Annotated in this window: 13 protein-coding genes; 4 read left to right on the top strand and 9 right to left on the bottom strand. The window is 64.6% G+C overall.

The window, feature by feature from the left end; translation table 11 throughout:
* Positions 1–14 precede the first annotated feature (14 nt).
* Positions 15–1445, top strand: a complete 1431-nt coding sequence (locus tag CSC73_RS00530; RefSeq protein WP_163838518.1) for an MFS transporter — start codon at positions 15–17, stop codon at positions 1443–1445.
* Between the two features lie 145 nt (positions 1446–1590).
* Positions 1591–2898: an acetamidase/formamidase family protein gene (locus CSC73_RS00525; protein ID WP_163838517.1), complete on the top strand. Its 1308-nt coding sequence runs from the start codon at positions 1591–1593 to the stop codon at positions 2896–2898.
* A 45-nt stretch (positions 2899–2943) separates the two neighbouring features.
* Here CSC73_RS00525 and CSC73_RS00520 read toward each other — a convergent pair whose 3' ends face one another.
* Positions 2944–3192 carry a DUF1272 domain-containing protein gene (locus tag CSC73_RS00520; protein WP_163838516.1) on the bottom strand — a complete coding sequence of 83 codons (249 nt, stop codon included), beginning with the start codon at positions 3190–3192 and terminating at the stop codon, positions 2944–2946.
* 639 nt (positions 3193–3831) lie between these two features.
* Positions 3832–4815: a LysR family transcriptional regulator gene (locus CSC73_RS00515; RefSeq protein WP_163838515.1), complete on the bottom strand. Its 984-nt coding sequence runs from the start codon at positions 4813–4815 to the stop codon at positions 3832–3834.
* A gap of 169 nt (positions 4816–4984) precedes the next feature.
* On the opposite strand from CSC73_RS00515, the gene cysG reads away from it, so the two are divergent.
* Positions 4985–6472: a siroheme synthase CysG gene (gene cysG / locus CSC73_RS00510; protein ID WP_163838514.1), complete on the top strand. Its 1488-nt coding sequence runs from the start codon at positions 4985–4987 to the stop codon at positions 6470–6472.
* Positions 6473–6493: 21 nt separating this feature from the next.
* Entirely contained in the window at positions 6494–7453 is a 960-nt protein-coding gene (cysK, locus tag CSC73_RS00505) for a cysteine synthase A (protein ID WP_163838513.1), read from the top strand.
* 62 nt (positions 7454–7515) lie between these two features.
* Here the strand turns inward: cysK and CSC73_RS00500 are convergent, their stop codons facing one another.
* The 7 genes from CSC73_RS00500 to CSC73_RS00470 form a co-directional block, all read right to left on the bottom strand.
* On the bottom strand, positions 7516–8130 hold the full coding sequence (locus CSC73_RS00500; RefSeq protein ID WP_211840776.1) for a ribosomal protein L7/L12: 615 nt from the start codon (positions 8128–8130) through the stop codon (positions 7516–7518).
* Between the two features lie 51 nt (positions 8131–8181).
* The gene (gene gloA2, locus CSC73_RS00495) at positions 8182–8568 is read right to left on the bottom strand and encodes an SMU1112c/YaeR family gloxylase I-like metalloprotein (protein WP_163838512.1); all 387 of its coding nucleotides are present in this window, start codon (positions 8566–8568) and stop codon (positions 8182–8184) included.
* Positions 8569–8814: 246 nt separating this feature from the next.
* A complete protein-coding gene (locus CSC73_RS00490) occupies positions 8815–9819 on the bottom strand; it encodes a class I fructose-bisphosphate aldolase (protein WP_163838511.1) in 1005 nt (334 codons plus the stop codon).
* Positions 9820–10000: 181 nt separating this feature from the next.
* On the bottom strand, positions 10001–11467 hold the full coding sequence (pyk, locus tag CSC73_RS00485; RefSeq protein WP_163838510.1) for a pyruvate kinase: 1467 nt from the start codon (positions 11465–11467) through the stop codon (positions 10001–10003).
* A gap of 201 nt (positions 11468–11668) precedes the next feature.
* Complete coding sequence (locus CSC73_RS00480) at positions 11669–13948, bottom strand: tetratricopeptide repeat protein (protein ID WP_163838509.1); 2280 nt, start codon at positions 13946–13948, stop codon at positions 11669–11671.
* Positions 13945–15981, bottom strand: coding sequence for a DUF3857 domain-containing transglutaminase family protein (locus tag CSC73_RS00475; protein WP_163838508.1), 2037 nt, complete (start codon positions 15979–15981; stop codon positions 13945–13947). The genes CSC73_RS00480 and CSC73_RS00475 overlap by 4 nt, the downstream gene beginning before the upstream one ends.
* Before the next feature lie 109 nt (positions 15982–16090).
* Entirely contained in the window at positions 16091–17269 is a 1179-nt protein-coding gene (locus CSC73_RS00470) for a phosphoglycerate kinase (protein WP_163838507.1), read from the bottom strand.
* Positions 17270–17364 lie beyond the last annotated feature (95 nt).

Raw genomic sequence — 17364 nt, 5'->3', positions numbered from 1 at the left:
CCCGCTTCGCCTCCGTGAGAAAGGAACGTCTCCTCCCGCTCATCGTCGCGACCGCACTGTTCATCGAGAACATGGATTCCACCGCGATCACGACTTCGCTGCCGATGATCGCAGGCGACCTGGGCGTGGAACCGGTGGCGTTGAAGCTGGCCCTCACCACCTACATGCTGGCGCTGGCGGTGTTCATTCCCATCAGCGGCTGGGTCGCGGACCGTTTCGGCGCACGTCCCACTTTCATGGCCGCCATCGGCGTGTTCCTGCTGGGATCCATCGGCTGTGCCGCGTCCGATTCGCTGGGCACACTGGTGGCCGCGCGATTCCTGCAAGGGACGGGCGGGGCGATGATGGTGCCGGTCGGCCGCCTGGTACTGTTGCGCACCGTGCCCAAGGCGCAACTGGTGCAGGCGCTCAGCTGGCTGACCATTCCCGCCCTGCTGGGTCCGATGCTGGGGCCGCCGCTCGGCGGCCTGATCACCACCTACGGCAATTGGCGCCTGATCTTCCTGATCAACCTGCCGATGGGTTTGCTGGGCATCTATCTGGCGTGGCGGCATATTCCGATGCTGCGCGGCGGCGCGCGTCCGCTGGACTGGCGCGGATTCGCGCTGTCGGCCACGGGCCTGGCGCTGACCATGTTCGGATTCGCCAGCATGGGCCGGCACCTGGTCAGCACGCCGATCGCCGCCGCCTGCCTGTTCACCGGCGCGGGGCTGCTTGGGGTTTACGTGGTGCATTCGCACCGCCATCCGCACCCGCTGATCGATCTGGGATTGATGAAGCTGCCGACGTTCCGCATCGGCGTGCTGGGCGGTTCGCTGTTCCGCATCGGTATCGGCGCCACGCCGTTCCTGTTGCCGCTGATGCTGCAGCTGGGTTTCGGCCTCAATCCGCTGCAGTCGGGATTGATCACTTTCACTTCCGCGGCCGGTGCGATGTTCATGAAGACCCTGGCCGGGCGCATCCTGCGCCGCTGGGGATTCCGCAAAGTGATGATCGCCAACGCGATGATCGCCTCGTTGCTGCTTTGCTGCTTCGGCCTGTTCCGCGCGGACACGCCCTACCCGCTGATCATCGGCGTGCTGCTGGTCAGCGGTTGCTTCCGCTCGCTGCAGTTCACCAGCCTCAACGCCATCGTCTATGCCGAAGTGGAACCCGCGCGCATGGCCCAGGCCAGCAGTCTTGCGGCGATGGCCCAGCAGGTGTCGCTGGCCATGGGCATCACTATCGGCGGTTATGCGCTGAGCGTGGCCAGCATTGCCACCGGCGAACCAATGACGGCAGTGATCAATTTCAGCTTCGCCTTCCTCACCGTAGGACTGATCTCGGCCAGCTCGGTGTGGATGATGCTGCGGCTGGCGCCCGATGCGGGCGCGGAAATGTCGGGCAAGGCCGAACCCGGCAAGGAAGTGACCGAGCCCAAACCGGAGCAGCGGCCGGGCAATTGAGGTGCGCTTGGTGATCCATCACATGCGATGGACCTGCTCGAAGCCATCGCCCTGAACGGACCTTTTTATCCCTGGGCCGGGGGATTGACCGGCGAAGCGATAGGCCCAACAATCGTGACTACACTTGTAGTCAGACTGGATCACCATGAAATACCGCCTCGCCCTCCTGCTTCTCCTGCTCGCCCTGTGGACGACGGGCAAAGCCGCCGAGCCCGCGGGCCAATGGCTGGTCACGACCGACTTGTGGGGCAATGCCGTCTACCAGCTGCTCGAGCTTCCGGACGGCGACGGAGCGTTGGTCGGCGTATTCGACGGCGATCCGCTGAAAGGGAGCCGCAAAGGTCAGGCGCTCGAATTCGTGGTCACGGGCCAGGACGCCGCCGTGTACCGCTTCAGCGGCGTGCAAACGCAGGAGGAAATCACCGGCACCGCCGACTACCCCGACACCAACAACAAGGACCAGCGCGCGACGCATTCGTTCTCCGCGCGACGCCTTCCGCAACGCAAGGACGACTCGCCGCAGCGGCACGAGTTCGTTCCTAGCGACTATTCGAACGAATTTTCTCCCCACCGCGCTCCTGTGCTGACGATCTGGCCGGGCGATACCGTTCACACCACCACGCTCGACTCCGGCGGCGTGAATCAGCATGGCAAGACCCAGGCGCTTTTCGGCAACCCGCAGACGGGCCCGTTCTACGTCATGGGCGCCGGGCCCGGCGATGTGCTGGCTATCCGCATCAAACGGCTGCGCTTGAATCGCGACTATGCCGACAGTCTGGACAGCGTAGTGGGCCGTGCGCTTTCGCCCGCGCTTGCCGCAAAGGCGACGGAGCTGGGCAAACCGGTGCGGTGGAAACTGGATCGCGAGCGCGGCGTGGCGCGCCCGGAATCACCATCGCCGCAGCTGCGGGATTTGTCGGTGCCGCTACGCCCGATGTTGGGAGGTTTGGCGGTGGCGCCAGGATTCGGTTCGGCACCGATCTCGACCGGCGACACCGGCCGGTTCGGCGGCAACATGGATTTCAACGAGATCCGCGAAGGCGCCACGGTCTACCTGCCGGTATCGCAGCCCGGCGCGCTGCTGTACCTGGGCGACGCGCACGCTTTGCAGGGCGACGGGGAGACGTCGCAGTACGGGTTGGAAACGTCGATGGACGTGGAATTCAGTGTGGATGTGCTGCACAAGAAAAATATCTCCGCGCCGCGCGTGGAATCGGACACGCAAATCATGGTGTTGGGCCAGGCAGGTTCGCTGGACGATGCGTTGCGCTCGGCGACGACGGGCATGGTGCAGTGGCTGCAGCAGGATTACGGCCTCACCGTGTCCGAATGCGCGCAGGTGATGGGCAGCTCGGTGCATTACGTGGTGGCCAACCTGGCGGGGCGGAGCGTCGGCCTGGCGGCCAAGCTGGACAAATCCGTGTTGCGGACGCTGTCGCCGAAGTCTCCGTAGCTCGGGGGCCGCCGGAGCTTTCAGAGCGGCGGGCTAGAGCCCACCCTACGCCGGTTTCCTGCAACCTTCGGGTTTGAACACCCGTTCGGTCGATGCAGGATATTTCGCCAACAGGTGCGGCGCCCGTGTCGGCCGCGCGGTGAAATCTCCGCCGCAGTTCGGACACTTTCCGTGCAGCACCGAATCGACGCACGACGCGCAGAACGTGCATTCGAAGGAACAGATCCGCGCCTCGGTGGAATCGGGAGGCAGGTCCGCATTGCAGCATTCGCAGTTGGGGCGTAGTTGAAGCATGGCTTTCTCCTAAGTTGCGATGATCAAGACATCCCCAGATCAGCGACCGAGTCTACGCCTGCCGATTGGTCCGATCACAATGCAGTCACCGGAACTCCTCAGGAATAAAAACCAAGAGAGCGAAAGCATGATTTCGCAACGAAAAACACAAATGTGAGACCTCTCGCAAAATAATTCGCGCTTAAATTGCTTTCGAACATCAACTACGTTCCAGCTATTCCACCATAGACAAAAGATATGGCAGCGAAGGACAACGCGCAGCAATCTTGACGCGCTAAAAAAGCGTCCGCATACAACGTGCAGGCGCTATTGCACATCAGATCGAACCGGTTGAAAGTAGGTGTCCGTCCCTCCAAGCGGGCAAGATTATTCCATCTCCCGCGACATTGAGAAATGACTATGGCAAAGACAAGAAAATCGATGCTCTTGACCTTGGTGGTCTCCGTTCCAATTCTGCTCCTGCTGGCCTTTGGCTATCAGGCAGGCAAGTCCATGGCCAAATCGGACAATGCGAAAGTCGAGACACCTGAAGCACGGAAATAGCCGGGCTTACGGGAACTCTCCAATGTCCGCATAGCGTCGTGTGGATGCGGACACTGACTACTAAGAGATCGCGCACTCTAAAAAGCAGGCGATCAATCAGCTCGTAATCGTCTGCGTCAACGATTCCCACGTAGGCGGCACCGGCCAGTCCGCTGCCTGATTGCCGTCCAGCACGCGACGCAGATCGCGGCGATCCACTTGCGGCGCCAGCACATGCACCAATTCCAGTGCGTAGTCGCGGAGTACGCGTTCGCGTGGCAGTACCGCCCAGGCGATGCATTCGTTGATGGCCGAAGGCGCGGCCCAGGCGCGCAGATCGGTGTCGGCGGAAGTCACCGCCATTTCCGCCAGCAGGCCCACGCCCATGCCGGCGCGCACGTAGGTCTTGATGAGATCGGCGTCCAGCGCGGTCAGCGCGATGCTGGGCTGCAGGCCGGCGCCGGCGAAAGCGCGCTGCAAAGACGACTCCGGCCGCGTCGAGGATTCGTAGCTGATCAACGGCTGGGTGGCGAGGTCGGCCATGGTGGGAACGGCATCGCCTTTGTCCAGCGCGTGGCCGCGCGGCACCAGCACCAGCCGCCGCCAGCGGTACAGCGGCACGGCGATGCCGGCCTGCGGCTCGTCGCCGGCGGTGCTGATGATGGCGATGTCCGCATCGCCTTCGCTCAACAGATCCAGCGCGGCGCTTTCGCCGGCCTGCTGCAGATGCACGCTGACCTGCGGATAGGCGCGCTTGATCTGGCCGATGGCCGGCGGCAGCACGAAGCGCGCCTGGGTGTGGGTGGTGGCCAGGATCAGCTGACCCTGGCTTTCGCGGCGCTGGTTGGCCGAATAGGTGCGGATATTGTTGGCTTCGGCCAGCACTGCGCGCGCGCGCAGGATCACTTCGCTGCCAGCCGGAGTGACCGCTTCCAGGCTGCGGCCCTTGCGCACGAACAGCAGGAAGCCCAGCTCGTCCTCCAGCTGCTTGAGCTGCTTGGACAGCCCTGGCTGGGTGGCGTGCACGCGTGCGGCGGCCAAGGTGATGTTGAGGTCGGCGTCGGCGATGGCCACCAGGTAGCGGAGTTGGGTCAACGTCATCGGCGGTCTCGAAGCCTGGCGGCTCCCGGGGCAAAGGGGCGGAAGAGCGAATGTAGAGGATTTCCGGCCCACATCTTATAACCGCCCGTCATATGCAGCGGGCGGCAAGTCATTTCCTGCTGCATATAACCGGGCGTTAGGGTCATCAACCGTTCCTGATGCCACTGCCGTGACCGCTTCCCTGTTTCCCCTGTTCGCCGATCTGCGCAACCGGACTGTCCTGGTGGTGGGCGGTGGCGCGGTGGCCGAACGCAAGGTCGAGGCGTTACTGCAGGCCGGCGCCTTGCCTCAGGTGGGTTCGCCGGACTTGAGCGAGGGGCTTCGCCGCTGGCTCGAGGCAGGCCGCATCCGCTGGCGCGCCGGCACCTTCGACGAGGAATGGCTGGACGAAGCGTGGCTGGTGATCGCCGCGACCGACGACAGCGCGGTAAACAGGCAGGTCTACGACGCAGCCACTTCGCGCCGGATCCTGGCCAACGTGGTCGACGATGCCGAACTGTGCAGTTTCCACTCCCCGGCGGTGGTGCAGCGCGGCCTGCTGCAGGTGGCGATCTCCAGCGGTGGCGGCGCGCCGATGCTGGCGCGGCATGTCCGTCGCCAGCTCGAGACCCTGCTGGACGATTCGCTGGGCACGCTGGCCGAAGTGCTGACCCGTCAGCGCGACGCCATCCGCGCGCGCCTCCCCGACCTGGGTCTGCGCCGCCGTTTCTTCGAGAAGCTGCTGGCCGGTCCGTTGCCGCGACTGCTGCGCCGGCAACTGGACGCTACCCAGGCCGACGCTTATCTGCACGGGTTATTGGAAAAGGAAAACCCGGCATTGCCGGCAGGTTCGGTGGTGCTGGTCGGCGCGGGCCCCGGCGATCCCGGCCTGGTCACGCTGAATGCATTGCGCGCGATGAACGAGGCCGACGTGATCCTGCACGACCGTCTGGTCAGCGCCGAAGTGCTGCGCTTGGCGCGCCGCGACGCCATCCGCATCGAAGTGGGCAAGTCGGCCGGCCGCCACAGCACGAGCCAAGACGAAATCCATGCGCTGATGCTGGAGCACGCGCGCCAAGGCAAGCGCGTGGTGCGGTTGAAGGGCGGCGACCCGTTCGTATTCGGGCGCGGCGGCGAGGAGCTCGAATTCCTGCGCGCCCACGATGTCCCCTTCGAGGTGATCCCCGGCATCACCGCCGCCGTGGCCTGCGCGGCCTACGCGGGCATTCCGCTGACCCATCGCGACCACGCGCAGTCGCTGCGCCTGGTCACCGCCCATTGCAAGGATTCGCTGAGCGCACTGGATGAGGGCGGCGTGGACTGGAGCGCCATGGCCCAGGAAAAGCAGACCCTGGCGGTCTACATGGGCGTGGCGGGGCTGGAAAAAGTGCGTGAACAGCTGTTGTTGGCCGGTGCCGCCCCCCACCTTCCGTTCGCTTTGGTTGAGAACGGTTCGCGGCCGCAGCAGCGGGTGATCACCGGCACGCTGGCGTCGCTTCCGGAAAGCGCGCGCCATCATCGCGTGCAATCGCCTGCGCTGCTGATCCTCGGCGAAGTGGCCGCCCTCGCGGACTCGCTGCACTGGTTCGGCGCCGCCCCCTTGGCTGCGCCAGAGCTGTCCGCAAATCCGCAACATTCCGACAACCTGGGCGCGCCTACACTCCCGCAGGCCGCCTGACGCTTTCTTACGGAGAACCCCATGGCAATCTACGACAGTATCCTCGACACCATCGGCCGCACCCCGGTGGTCAAGCTGCACCGCGTCGCGCCCAAGCACGTGAGCCTTTACGCCAAGGTCGAATCGTTCAACCCCGGCGGCTCGGTCAAGGACCGTCTGGCGCTGGCCATCGTGCTGGATGCCGAAGCTAAGGGCCTGCTCAAGCCCGGCGATACCATTGTGGAAGCGACTTCCGGCAATACCGGCGTGGCGCTGGCGATGGTGGCCGCCGCGCGCGGCTACAAGTTCGTGGCGACCATGGCGGAAACCTTCTCCATCGAACGCCGCAAGCTGATGCGCGCCTACGGAGCCAAGGTGATCCTGACGCCCGCCGCCGAACGCGGCAGCGGCATGGTGCGGCGTGCCGAAGAGCTGGCCGCCAAGCACGGCTGGTTCCTGGCGCGGCAGTTCGCCAACCCCGCCAACCCTGCCTATCACCGCCAGACCACGGCGGCCGAAATCCTGCGCGATTTCGCCGGCTTGAGGTTGGACCATTTCGTCACCGGCTGGGGCACCGGCGGCACGCTGACCGGCGTGGGCGAGGTGCTGAAAGTCGCGCGTCCCGAAGTGAAGATCACCACCGCCGAACCCGCCGTCGCCTCGCTGCTGCGCGGCAACGAATGGTCGCCGCACAAGATCCAGGGCTGGACGCCGGACTTCGTGCCGGAAGTGCTGAACCGCGAGGTCGCCGACCAGATCCTGCCCATCGCCGACGTCGACGCCATCGCCACCTCGCGCCGCCTGGCTGCGGAGGAAGGCATCTTTGTCGGCATCTCCGCCGGCGCGACCGTGGCCGCGGCATTGCAGGTGGCCGAAACCGCGACCGAAGGCTCGGTGTTGCTGGCCGTGCTGCCCGATACCGGCGAGCGTTATTTCTCCACGCCGTTGTTCGAAGGCGTCAACGAAGGCTCCGACGACGAGTGGCTGGCCGGGCTGCCCTGACGTAGGGCGGGCATTGCCCGCCTTCCATACACATCGCGAAACGCCGGCGGGCAGTGCCCGCCCTACGACATTCGCGCGAACCAGAAATACCCGGCCGCGATAACGGCCAGCAAAGCCAGTGCCCACAACCAACCATACCGGTTGGTTTCCCGACTGACCGTATTCGCGCCACGCGCCGTGCCCACTGCATGCGGAGCCGACTCCTTGGCCTGCCGCACCAAATTCAGCGCGGTCTTCAGGTCGCCGCGTTCTATCGCGGTCAGGGCGGCTTCCGGCAGCTTCATGCCGTGCTTGCGGGCTACGCCTTCCAGTTTCGCCCGCATCGCATCGTCGCGCGCAGGCGACTGCGCGTCGCGATGGCGCTCCACCAGATCCTTGGCCTCCTTCAACCCGAGCCCGGTGGCTGCACGGGCGATCTTGATCGCCTCGATCAGCTGGCCGCGCGACAACGCCGCCAGCGCTTCCGGCGGTAAGCCTTCGAAAGACGCGGTGACGGGAGCTAAAGGCGGATCGACGGAGAAATGGTGCTTGCCCGATGCAAAGGCATCCACGGCTTCCATCGCTCCGCGCAGATCGACGCCATGATTGGCCTCGCGCACCCGCTTGATCGCCTCGATGCGCAGTCCTTTCGCCAGGGAGGCCACGGCTTCTGCAGGAATGCGTATTTCACGGGACATGGGCGGACATCGGCCGGAAGATGCCGACACCATAACGCATCGATGCGGCGGCTAGACCTCGTACAACTCCAGCGGCAGCCCGTCCGGGTCGGCGAAGAAAGTGAAACGCTTGCCGGTGTATTCGTCGGTGCGAACGGCTTCCGCCTCGATGGAGTTATCCCGCAAGCGGGCGATCGCCCGCTCGATGTCGGGCACCACGAAAGCCAGATGCCTGAGGCCGCAGGCTTCCGGGCGCGAGACGCGCGGCGGCGGCGAAGGAAACGAGAACAGCTCGATCTGCACGCCGTCGGAAACGCGCAGATCCAGCTTCCAGGAATCGCGTTCGCTGCGGTAGACCTCGGCGAGGATCTCCAGGTCCAGCACTTTGGTGTAGAAGCGTTTGGAGCGCTCGTAGTCGGAGGCGATGATGGCGATGTGGTGGATGCCTGAGATTTCCATCGTTACGTTCCTCAATGGAAACGCCGGCGCATGGCCGGCGTCTTTTAACCCTTCTCCCATCGGGAGAAGATGCCCCGAAGGGGCGGATGAGGGTACGGCAGAGTGGGGTCAATGGAACAATCAGAACGGTGAAAAAATGCGCAATCCGCATCTGTCACCGAACAGATCGTTCGCCTGCATTACTTCGCCGTACCCTCACCCCAACCCCTCTCCCGATGGGAGAGGGGCTCAAGCGCTTTGGCCGTCTCAACCTTCCCACTGACCCAGCGCAGCCAGGCCATTTTCTTTCGCACGCGCATGCACGATCGTCTGCGCCTTGCCGAAATTGCCGACCAGATCCTGCGACCACAGCTTCAATGCCGCCGACTGCATGGCGCGGCCGTAGGAGAACGACAGCGGCCACGGCAGATTGCCCAGGCGGTTCATCGCATCCAGGTGCGCGGTGGCGTCTTCGTCGCTCTGGCCGCCGGACAGGAACACGATGCCCGGCAGGATCGCCGGCACGGTGCTCTTCAGGCACATGACCGTGGCTTCGGCGACTTCATCGATGCTGGCCTGCTCCTCGCAGTCCTTGCCGGCCACGACCATCGAGGCCTTCAGGATGGTGCCTTCCAGCATCACGTTCTGCTCGTACAGCGCGCCGAACAGCGCACGCAGTGTGGCTTCGGTCACTTCGTAGCAGGTCTCGATGTCGTGGTCGCCGTCCATCAGCACTTCCGGCTCCACCATCGGCACCAGACCGGCTTCCTGGCACAGCGCCGCGTAGCGGGCCAGCGCATGCGCGTTGGCTTCGATGCAGGTGCCGGAGGGAATGTCGTCGCCGATATTGATCACCGCGCGCCATTTGGCGAAACGCGCGCCGAGGGCGTAGTACTCCTTGAGGCGGTCGCGCAGGCCGTCGAGGCCTTCGGTCACCACTTCGCCCTGGCAGCCGGCCAGCGGGTGGGTGCCCTTGTCGACCTTGATGCCGGGGATGATGCCGTTGGCGGCCATGTACTTGGCGAACGGCACGCCGTCCTTGGTGGACTGGCGCAGGGTTTCGTCGTAGAGGATGGCGCCGGAGATGTGGTCGCTCAGCTTGGGCGTGGTCAACAGCATCTCGCGGTAGGCGCGGCGGTTTTCCTCGGTGTTGGGAATGCCCACGCTTTCGAAGCGCTTGGCGATGGTGGCGGTGGATTCGTCGATCGCGATGATGCCCTTGCCCGCGGCGACCATGGCCTGGGCGGTTTCGGCAAGCTGTTCGATGCTCATGAGGTTCCTGGGGCGCGGCTGGGAAAGGGGCCGAATTATAGCCCGGGCGGCTGCGCCCTCCCTTCACCGGATGCTTGCAACCGGTTTCACCTCGCTATTCATCGCGGGAGCGGCGTCCCGCCGCGAGCTCTTGCCCCCAAGCCAAAAGAGCTCGCGGCGGGACGCCGCTCCCGCGAGAGTCCTACAGTTCGCCCAGCCCTTCTGCCTTCCCATCCGCACCGATCTGCAGCAGGCGCAGGGTGTTGGTGGCGCCGTGCTGTTCCATGTGGTCGCCGCTGGTGAAGATGACGCGGTCGCCCGGCATGAGACGGTTGAGGTCGCGCAGGATACGCAGCGAATCGCGCGCGGCCTCGCGCGGAGCCAGGCCGCGGCTGTCGAAGGCGATGGGGAACACGTCGCGGATCATCGCCATCCTGCGGCGCGCGCCGTCGTGGCGCGAGAACGCGTAGATGGGCGCATTGGAACGGAAACGCGACAGATAGCGTGCGGTGCCGCCCGATTCGGTCATGGCCACGATGGCGCGCACGCCGATGTGCTCGGACAGGAACATGGTGGCCATGGCGATGGCCTGGTCGGCGCGCTCCAGGTTGCGCGGCGCTTTCTCGAAATCGGTGTCCATCTGGAACTGCTTTTCGGCGCCAAGGCAGATGCGCGCCATGGCTTCCACCGCCTTGACCGGGTACGCGCCGGCGGCGGTTTCGGCCGACAGCATGACTGCGTCGGTGCCGTCGATGACCGAGTTGGCCACGTCCAGCACCTCGGCGCGCGTGGGGATGGGGCTTTCGACCATGGACTGCAGCATCTGCGTGGCGGTGATCACCACTTTGTTGCGCGCCAGCGATTCGCGGATGATCTTCTTCTGCAGGCCGGGCAGTTCGGCGTCGCCGATCTCCACGCCCAGATCTCCGCGCGCCACCATCACCACGTCGCTGGCGTCGATGATCTCGGCCAGGTTCTCGATGGCCTCGGTGCGTTCGATCTTGGAAACCAGCGCGGCGTCGCAGCCGTGGCTCAGCGCGATGCGGCGCGCTTCGTTCATGTCTTCGGCATTGCGGCAGAACGACACGGCGATGAAGTCCACGCCGATCTTGGCCACGATGCCGATCAATTCCTTGTCGCGTTCGGTCAACGCGCCCAGCGACAGACCGCCGCCCTGCTTGTTCAGCCCCTTGCGGTCGGAAAGCATGCCGTCGTTCAGCACGGTATTGACGATACGCTCGCCTTCCACCGATTCAACGCGCAGCTGCATCAGGCCGTCGTCCAGCAGCAGTACGTCGCCTGGCTGCACGTCGCCGGGCAGGCCCAGATAGCTCACGCCGACCTGATTGACATCGCCCAAAGGCGCATCGGCATTGGCGACCAGATCGAAGCGGTCGCCGGTCTTCAGCCTGACTTTGCCTTCGGCGAATTTTTCGATTCGGATCTTGGGACCTGGAAGGTCGGCCAGGATGCCGACCTCGGCACCGGCCCGCTGCGCGGCGGCGCGTACGGCGGCGGCGCGCTTGGCCTGGCCGGAAGGATCGCCATGGGAGAAGTTGAGACGCACCACGTTGACGCCCGCGCGGAACAGGTCATCCAGCACGCCCGGCGGGTCGGTGGCCGGCCCCAGGGTGGCGAGGATTTTGGTGCGGCGTTGGCGATCGGTCACGGCCTGGGGCTCCCTTACTCTAATGAGCTCCGGAAATTAGCATATCCACGAGACCACTACGATGCCATTCCAAAACGAAATCGGCAGCCGGCCAGATTGCCTCCAGTAAATCCGCTTTGCATCTCACATATTGGTATCCAACTGGTTACTTTGATGTGACTTTGCCGATGAGCGCGGCAACATGAATCCGGGCAGATCCGCTCAGGCCTCCGATTCCGAGAGCCGTTTGTCGATGTAAGGCTTGCCCTGCTGATAGAGCTTGAGCCGACTTGTGAAGCCGTCTTCTTCCTTGGCGTCGAAGTCTTCGGCTCCGGGACCCCAATAGGCGACGAATTCGGCGATCGCCCTGCGCTGCGTCTCCACTGCGTGCGGATAGTCCCCCGCAGCGGCCTGACAGGCGGCCACCGTATCCAGAAAGGCCGCCGAGATATCCGGCTTTTCCAGCATCGCCTTCGCCAGCTCAACGCCGCGCCCGGCATCGCGCCCGGCGGGCTCGGCCGCCGTGCAGAAGGCCCAGGCCATGTTGTTGACTGCCCAGGTATCGCCTGCCTTGTCCAGCTCTTGCCACATGCGCACGGCGCGCGCGCGGTCTTCTGTCTTGCCGCTGCGGTGATAGAGCCATTCGGCGTAGGACGATTTGGAATCGATGTCCTGCGACGCCATGACGCGATCGGCCCAGACCTGTCCCTTGTTGCGCTGATCGTCGCCGAAGTCGCCGTTGAAGTAGGCCAGCGCCAACTGGATCTGCGATGCCGCATCACCGGCTTCGGCGTCCTTGGTCAGCCATTGCAGCGCCTTGGCCGGATCCTTGTCCGTTCCCTTGCCCTTGATGGCAAGACGCGCCGCGCGGCGTCGCGCTTCGGGGATGTTGTCGGAATCGGCCATCAACACATACCAATCGAATGCCTGCTTGGCAGTCTGCCCGGCATCCTGATGGTCCTCTTCGTATAGACCCGCAAGCTGGAGCATGGCATCGCTATCGTTCGTCGTGACCGCCGCCATCAGCCAGCGTGCCGAGGATTTCCACTCATGCCGGATGAACTCCTGCTGGGACAAGTACCTCATGGCGGCCGCGTTGCCGCCCAAGGCCGCAGTCCGCATCAACCGTTGCGCCTGCTCGGCTTCTGCGGCCGAGGCGCCTTCATCCAGCAGATGGAATGCGTAAGTGCCCTGCGCGAATACATCGCCCTGCTCGGCGGCCAGCCCCAACGAGGCCAGGGCCAGGTTTTCGTTGCCCAACTGACGCCAGTACTCGGACAGCCACGCCTGGCCGGTACCCAGGCCATTGCTGCCCGGCGCCGCCAGCGCCTGCAGCTCGGAGGCGGAAAGTTCTTTTTCCTTGCCGGCGACGCGCTTGGCCGCCTTCACCGCCAGCACCGCCGGCTTGCGCATCGCCTCGGCCAGCACTTTTCGGTCGGCCGCCTTGGGGCGTTCGGTCATGTTGGCTAGGCTCAGGTATTCGATGGCCACGCCCTCCACGTTCCATAGCCGCATCGCTGCGGACAGCAGCTGATCGGCCAGCGCGGAGTCGCGCTTCACGCCGATTCCTTCGGCCTGCACGAACGCCAGCATGGCCATCGGCGCGGCCTGCTTTTGTTCCGCCAGCCCCAGCAGGGTGTCGGCCAGTCCGTCGGTACAACCTTCGAACGGCGAGGTGGCGCAAAGGGTGATCCACAACCGCAGCGACTGGATGCCGCCGTACCCGGCGCTGATGCGCACGGCCTTGACCTTGTCCTCTGCTCTGCTGGTTTGCGCAGCTGCCGCTAACGCGCGCGCATCGAACGCCCCCAGCTGTTTGGCGTCGGCCTGAGCGCCCAGGAAGAAATCCACCAGCAAATTCCGGTAGTACGGGTAACCGGCGAACTCGTTCGCGTTCTTGAGAGTGGCGACCGGGTCCACGTAATCGAACACCAGATGCACTTCTTTACCCTGCTCTTCGTCCAAGGCCGCTACCACCAAGGGGTAGTAGCGTTCCGGCTTGAGGAGTTCGAAATATTCGTAACTGACCTTCAGCCCCGACATCTGCACCAGGGCATAGACGTCGGACGGGCCCAGGACGCGGATCGGCTTGGGCCATGGCTGCTGGCGGCCGTTCTTCTTCAGAGCTTCGGTGGAAAGGGCTAGCAGCGCTTCTTCGATGTTCTGCGCTTTCTCCGCCTCGCCTGCCGCCTCGGCGCAGAGCATGGCTCCACGCAAGACCGCCACGCTCACCGGCGCGTTCCGTACCGCCTCGTCGAGCCCGTCGCGATGCTCGCGGCAGGCTTCGACCTTCACCCCCTCGGGGGAATAACCGACCTTGTCCAAGATCGCGTACGCCGAGTAAGCGCGATCGAATTCGCTGGCGCTCAGGAATTCCTCCCAGGCTTCCGCAGGCGCTTGCGCGACCCGGGCGAGGGTCACCGAGGGAACTTCGGCGGTCGCTGCCGACGGCAACGCCAGCGCCATGCACAGCAACCAGCGATAACCCGGCGTCGCGCTCATTTGGATTCCCCTTCGGTACCGATCGTGCGCAGCAACGCCTTGATCCGTTGTTCTCTTTCCTTCCCGCTGACGGGCGTGTCCATCGAGAAACCGAGACGCGCCGAAAGATCCTCGCGGACCATGCGCATCTGGTCGATATGCGCCGACGTCTCTCCGCTCGCGAGCTCGCGCCGCTTGACGTTCAACTCGTACTTGACGTCCACCTGGTCGGGCGCGATGGTGACTTTGCGTTCGTAGTCGAACGCACTGGACGAGTGCCTGGAAACGTCGCCTACGAACGTGGGTTTCCATCCCTTGGGATAGACCACTTTGATCTCGTGCGAATAGCTTCCGGGCATGGCGAAATCCAGCGGGCCCTTGCGTGCCATCGAAGACGGCAGGGCGGAAACGGCCTGCATGGATTCGGCATACAGGTCGATGGCTTTGGTCGCCCCCACGTCCTGGAACGGGGCCTTGAGCAAGTAGGTTTCGTTGAGCTTTATGCGGTTGGCCTTGCGGTCGTCTTCGACCATGGCGCCCGACAGTACCGACAATTCTCCAAAACGCTTGCGGTAATAATCGGAATAGCGGCGCGCCATTTCATCGGCCCGCTCCGAAGCGAACGAGTGCCGCACGTAGTTGGCCGAGGCGCCCTGGTACACGGTCTCGATGGAGAGTTTCACCTCGGTGCCGCTCTTGGGGATTTCATAGCGCTCCCGCACGGCCGTCGATTTCAACACGACCTGCGGCGGCTCCACCGCCTGCAGCGCTGTGCTGCCCGGCGCCAGCGGCAGCACCATACCGTAATTGCTGAGGTCCACCGTCGCCGGGTCGCCGCCTTGCTGGGTCAGGGTCGGGTCCACCCACACGGTGCTGCCTTCCTTGAGTTTGGCGCGCACGATCACATGGTCGAAATCCGAGGCCGAGGGAATGAAATCGGCCACGGCGCGGCCACGGTCGATCGATACCAGCGCGGGCGCCGCTTCGATGCCCATGCGCTGCAACAGCGTGGCCAGCAGATAAGCCTTGTCCTTGCAGTCGCCGTACCGCCTCTGCCACGTTTCCGATGGGGACGCGGGACGATGGGTGTTCTCGCCCATTTCCACGCCGAAATAGCGGATCTGGTCCTGCACCGTGCGCAAAGCGGCGTCGAGGCGTTCGTTGTCGTTGGGCAGGGCGCGCCATTGCTCGAGCTTGGATTCCAGCTCCGCCGGAATGTCCTCTACCGGCGGGTACAGCGGCAATCCCCACGCCACCACATCGGCCCAGCTTTGGTCCAAGGCCACCTGCGCCTGCGGATAGGGTTGGTACCAAACCGGATAGTTTTCTTCGTCGACGACCGTCCCGACACTTGCGGCACGCATCAGCACTTCCACCGAGGACGCGGTCTTGCGGATGACCGGTTCCGGAGATCCGCTGCTGCGGTAGATGCGTGGACGCGCATCCGGCCCCAGCAACACGCGCAAACTGGATTCCAGCATGGGATTGGTCCAGGCGAACCGCATCCAGTCCGAATCCTGGCCGGCCATCACCGGGTTGCTGCCTATCACCGAATAGGAAATCCGTACCACGTCGCCCACGCGCACGTCCTCCAGCACGACCAGGGCGGTGACCACGCCATCCGAAATATCCTTCTCGAAACCCGCTTCGCGGCGCGCCAACGACACTTTGTCGGCGGCCAGTCGATCGCTCCAGCGTCCGTCCCGGCGCAGGTCGGCGCGGTGGACGACCAGCCTCTGGTACTCGGGGTTGAACGAAATCTTGAAGCGCCCAGCATCGCCCAGGTGGGCGGCGGAAAGCGCCTCGTAGGCGTAGTCCACGTAGACTTCGTCGCGCCCGTCGCGCCGATCCGACTGCAGGTCGTAACGCCAGTAACGCCAGCGCTTCTCGTCGGCGCCCGGCGCCTTGGCGTCCCATCGGTCGGGAATGGGCTTGCTTACGACGAAATCGGGAGCCGGCCCCACTTCGAACTGGAAATCGCCCCGGCGATGGATCTCCGTCGCCTGCGCCGTCGCCGCTGCCCACAGCAGCATCGCCATAATGATCCGTTGCATTTTCCCCTGCCTTACCCGAAGCAATTCAAAAAAAACGCATCGCATCGCCGGCACGCTTGCCCCCAAGCGTCGGCGCGCCATAACGATGGCTTAGGCTAACGTTTCTCCTTCAACCGGCCGCCCGCTTCTGCAATGCGGCCACCGCCGGCAGTTCCTTGCCTTCCAGGAATTCCAGGAAGGCGCCGCCGCCGGTCGAGATGTAGCTAATGTCGCCCGCGATGCCGTACTTGTCCACTGCCGCCAGGGTGTCGCCGCCGCCGGCGATGGAGAAGGCCTTGGAGGCGGCGATGGCGCGGGCCAGGGTTTCGGTGCCTTTGCCGAAGGCGTCGAATTCGAATACGCCCACCGGGCCGTTCCAGACCACGGTGCCCGCATCGGCGATCATTGTGGCGTAGCGTGCGGCGGTGTCCGGACCGATGTCCAGGATCATGTCGTCGGCGCCGACTTCGGCGACCTGTTTGACCGTGGCTTTCGCGTCGGCCTTGAATTCGGGCGCCACCACCACGTCGGTCGGCACCGGGATGTCGGCGCCGCGCGCCTTGGCATCGGCGATGATCTTGCGTGCGGTCTCCAGCAGATCGTTCTCGACCAGCGACTTGCCTACGCCGTGGCCTTCGGCGGCGATGAAGGTGTTGGCGATGCCGCCGCCCACGATCAACTGATCGACCTTGCCGACCAGGTTGGACAGCAGCTCCAGCTTGGTCGACACCTTGCTGCCAGCTACGATGGCCAGCAACGGGCGCGCGGGTTTTTCCAGCGCCAACGCCAGCGCATCCAGCTCTGCCATCAACAGCGGACCGCCCGCGGCCTGCCTGGCGAAACGGATCACTCCGTGCGTCGACGCCTGCGCGCGGTGCGCGGTGCCGAAGGCGTCCATCACGAACACGTCGCATAGCGCCGCGTACTTCTTCGACAGGGCTTCATCGTCCTTGCCCTCGCCCACGTTCATGCGGCAGTTTTCCAGCAGCACGATGTTGCCGGGGGCCACTTCCACGCCGCCCACCCAGTCCTTGACCAGCGGTACGTCGACGCCCAGCAGCTCCGACAGGCGCGCAGCGACCGGCGCCAGCGAATCGGCTTCGCTCCACACGCCTTCCTTGGGCCGGCCCAGGTGCGAGGTGACCATGACCGCGGCACCTTTCTCCAACGCCAGCTTCAAGGTAGGCAGCGATGCGGTGATGCGCTGTTCCGAAGTGATGCGACCGTTCTCGATCGGAACGTTCAGATCCTGGCGGATCAACACGCGCTTGCCGGAAAGGTCGAGGTCGGTCATGCGGAGGATGGACATGGCTTGGTTCCGTGTGCGGGTCAGGCCACCATTGTCCGGGCTGGGGCGGTGCACGGCAACGCACAACCTCTCAAACACATGCACCGAAGCACGTG

Origin of the sequence: Pseudoxanthomonas sacheonensis (assembly GCF_010093305.1) — a bacterium.
Classification (GTDB): domain Bacteria; phylum Pseudomonadota; class Gammaproteobacteria; order Xanthomonadales; family Xanthomonadaceae; genus Pseudoxanthomonas_A; species Pseudoxanthomonas_A sacheonensis.
Note: the sequence above shows the minus strand (reverse complement) of the source record. Positions and strands in the feature narration are given on the sequence as shown.